This window comes from Streptomyces sp. NRRL S-118 (assembly GCF_000716335.1).
GTDB lineage: Bacteria > Actinomycetota > Actinomycetes > Streptomycetales > Streptomycetaceae > Streptomyces.
Window position 1 is genome coordinate 1 of the sequence record NZ_JOBL01000297.1, and the last position, 3,699, is coordinate 3,699.

The window sequence follows — 3,699 nt, forward strand, 5'->3', positions numbered from 1 at the left end:
GGCCAAGGGGGCGGCGTCTGTCGGCGGTCACAATTGATCATCGTACGACCGGCAGGTCTGGTCACCGACTGCCTTCCTACTGCAGAGAAGCGCCAGAGGGTCTCCGGCAGAGTGGCCCGCACCGCGGCTGGCCTGCATGCCGTTGGGTGCCGGAGACCGCAGGTCACCCATCCCGAGAAGCTCGCGCTCCCCCACTTTGGCGCTCTGCCGGACCTTGCCGACCCAGGCCGCCGACGAGCCCGGAGCGGTGGCTTTCTAGCAGCAGCGTTGGCGGCGTCAAGGGGATGATCGGCTGCGTCGGCATGCCGTGCACAGCGGGTTTCCTCCCTCGCCGTACCGGTGGGTGAGCTCTCGGCAGGACGCGCACGGTCCAACGTGTTCGGGCGGGCAGCTCAAGGGCTGGACCGTGGTTCGGAGGTGCTGGCGGGATGCGGCCCCGGCGGCAGTGGGCTGTGCCGGAGGACCGGCCGGCCGCGGCAGTGCTGGCGCGGAAGCCGGGGCCGTAACGGCCGGAGCGGCGTGCGTCGCCGCCGAAGTCCGAGAGGGGGTGAGCGCGCCCGGATCCGGCACGGTGATGCCGGCGGGCAGGATGGCGACGGTGTCCCGGGGCGTGCTGCTGCGGCCCTCCTTCTCCTGCTGCCTTTGTTGGTAGGAGCACTGGCGGCTCAGCGGGAGGCGTTCCGGTGCGGAGGGGTCAATGTCGTCAACGGTTCCCGGCTGCGGATCTGCTACGGAGTCGCTGGTGGCGTCGAGGTACCTTTCGTGGTCCTGCGTGCTGACCCACAGGTGTGACGCCCGGCCGCGGCGGCCGGGCTGGGCAGGGATGTAGAGGGGCACGTACTCCTTGGCGGCCGTGGCGCCGATGAGGCGGTCGAGGTGCATGCCGAGGGTGGGTGCCCAGGTCCCGTGCCACTGATTGCAGCGCCCGTATCCCCGGTCCGGGCAGGGCAGCGGGTTGCGGCTGTCGCACTTCTTGAGCTTGAGGTCCTTCACGCCGCCGCGGACGAGAAGGGCATTGCCGCTGGAGAACGCCTCCAGCGGCATCTTGTCGATGCGGGCCCAGGGCGTGCGCTCGATGAGGGGTGCGCTGATGTCGTCGGTGGTCCACAGCGGGCTCAGCCCGTCGGCGCGGGCGATGTCGCTGCGCTTGGCCACCGCTTGGGCGGTGGCGTAGGACAACTGGATCTCGCAGCCGAGCTGCAGCCCGTTTTCTCCGTGGACAAGGACATCGGTGCGGCGACGGCCATCAGGTGCGCGCGCCTCGAGCTCAGCGGTGAAGCCGGCGTTCTCGGCGGCCCGGGCGATACGTTCCTTGAGCGCCTTGTGCCGTGGGCTCTCCGGCGCGGTGGGATGCCGGATGCCGGTGGTGTAGTGGACGGCGATCGGCCGCCCCTTGCGCAGCTGGAGGAACATCCACTGCGGACACCCGGGGTCGTTCTCCCGGCACTCCAGGTCGCCCTTGACGGTCCTGCCGTACAGCGACTCCCACAGCCGTCGGTCTTCACTAACGTCGAGATCCAGGTCGGAGAGATTGATCGCTCCGAGTTCCTTGTGGAACACACCGTGCGCCATACGACGAAGCTACGATGCGCCACTGACAATTAACAGAGAGCTAGCTTCTGGCCTACGTCGCGCGCATACCGTGTGTCTGGAGCTCCACGGCTGCGGCCGGGCTGAGCCTGACCGGAAGTCAGACGATCACGGGACAGCTCGTGCATGAGCGACCGTCCCGGGAGTGCCCGTTCCATCGGGCCGATGGCGACCAGCACACCCTGGCGCGACCGCGACCGGGCCGGTCGGCGATGGGGCTCCCTCATACGGGTGCTTGGCCCGCGGCCGGAGAACCGGCTGGGCGGGGACCTCGCGTCCCCCGGAGCCCTAACGGCTGCCCGGCTGCCCCGGGGCGGCCTCGCCCTATACGGTGAGGCCCGCCCCGGGTACGCGAGCGGGCCGCCGAGCTGGGGCCGGGTCAGCACATCTTGTAGTCGGCCCTGGTGGAGTTGTAGGAGCAGGTGTCGACGCGGGTGCCGTTGGCCTTCTTCAGGGTGGCGGTGTCCGAGTTGTTGTTCCACACATACCAGGAGCGGCCCTGGTAGCGATGGGCGGTGGTGTTGGTGCCCTTGCCGGTGTGGATGGTGACGTACTTGCCCTTGCCGAGGGTGAAGGTGCCGAACGTGTACTTGTGGTTCGCCGCGTCGGTCAGGGTCCAGCCCTTCAGGCTGACGGCCGCGCCGGTGGTGTTACGGATGACGACGTACTCGGCGTTGAGGCTGGAGTTCGCGCCGCGGTCCGTGCCGGGGCTGTCGTAGTAGATCTTGTACAGGTGAACCGAGCCTGCCGCTTGGGCGGGCGACGGCAGGGCGAGCAGGCCGGCGAAGGCCGCCGCCGTGACGGCGGCGGCAGCGGAACGCATACGCAGCATGAGAAGTCCCCTTCATGGTGATGAGAGAGTGCCGGGCCGCTCCCCACATCGCGGCCCGGCAGTTGAACACCGTATGGAGTGCTGGCTTCCGATTAGCTGCGTGTTACCAAACCAGGACGAACCGAATTTCCGTGCGAAAAGGCGTTGTTCACTGTGCGGGTTCGTACGTCACCACGGTCCCTGGGCACCGGGCGGCGAGGCCGGACAGCGCCCGGCGCTCGGCGGCGTCGATGCTGAGGTTCCAGCGGAGTTTCGTCGCCGTCCACTCGGTGGCGTAGCGGCAGTGGGCGTCCTTGCTCAGGGGGAGCCAGGTGGCGGGGTCCTGGTCGGCCTTCTGCCGGTTCTGCTGCGCGGTGACCGCGACGAGGGAGGGGTCCGCGCCGAGGTCGTTGGCGTAGGCCTCGCGGCGCTTGGCCGTCCAGGCGGATGCGCCGCTGTCCCAGGCTTCGGCGAGCGGCACCATGTGGTCGATGTCCAGCCCCGACGGACCGGCGACTTCCGTCTTGTCGTAGTAGGACCACCAGGTCCCGCCGGTGAGCCGGCAGCCGGCTCCCACCGCAGGCGGCTCGACGGCTTCGGCCAGAAGGACCTCGTTGCGGGTGTGGCAGCCGTCCGACGGGTCGGCGCCGGTGTTCCAGTGCTTGAATTTGTCGCGGGTGTAGCCCTCGCGCGACTCGTTGGCGACGTCGAGCTGCTGGACGGCGGCGCCAAGCGGGAGAGATTCCGCGGCCTGCGCGGGTGAGGTGAGGGTCAGCGGCAGGACAGCGGTGGTAGCGGCCATGGCGGCGCGCTTGAGTGTAGAGATCACGACCACACAGGTACCGGCGGAGCCCGGAGGGCGGCATGTGGATGCGGTGGTTCTCACTCGGGTGAGTGGCCGGTTTCACCGGTGAAACGATCAATCGCGGGTCTTGTGCGTCAAGGCGGCTTGTCGACGACGGGTGCCGCTCAGGCCGTCGCTGGCACATGGCGGTGACGGTCCGGCCGAGCTTCAGGCATGCCCGGTCCGGCCGGTGACGGCGGCGCCGGGCAGGCGCCGGACGCTGATGGTCGGTGCGGTACAGGTGCCGGGCCGCGCCTCGCCGACCCCCGACGCAGCTCGCGCACGCCGGCCCATCCGTAGCAGCTGCGCCGTACGAACGCACACGCCTGGCGGTACGGCTGGAGAAGATCAGCCGGTGATGTGCCGGTAGGCGACAACCTGGTGATGGGGCGGCAGAGGGGCGGTGCGGATGACGGTGCCCGGCTTGGGCGCCTCGATCACCTTGCCGCCACCG

Annotated in this window: 3 protein-coding genes; all 3 read right to left on the bottom strand. The window is 69.5% G+C overall.

What is annotated here, in order from left to right:
• Window positions 1-276: 276 nt before the first annotated feature.
• The 3 genes from IH00_RS0103250 to IH00_RS0103260 all read right to left on the bottom strand — a co-directional run bounded on the left by IH00_RS0103250 (window position 277) and on the right by IH00_RS0103260 (window position 3,203).
• The gene (locus tag IH00_RS0103250; protein WP_031069311.1) at window positions 277-1,572 is read right to left on the bottom strand and encodes a competence protein CoiA family protein; all 1,296 of its coding nucleotides are present in this window, start codon (window positions 1,570-1,572) and stop codon (window positions 277-279) included.
• Between the two features lie 397 nt (window positions 1,573-1,969).
• Complete coding sequence (locus tag IH00_RS0103255; protein ID WP_031069313.1) at window positions 1,970-2,422, bottom strand: lamin tail domain-containing protein; 453 nt, start codon at window positions 2,420-2,422, stop codon at window positions 1,970-1,972.
• Window positions 2,423-2,570: 148 nt separating this feature from the next.
• On the bottom strand, window positions 2,571-3,203 hold the full coding sequence (locus IH00_RS0103260) for an HNH endonuclease family protein (protein ID WP_420710854.1): 633 nt from the start codon (window positions 3,201-3,203) through the stop codon (window positions 2,571-2,573).
• Window positions 3,204-3,699: the final 496 nt, after the last annotated feature.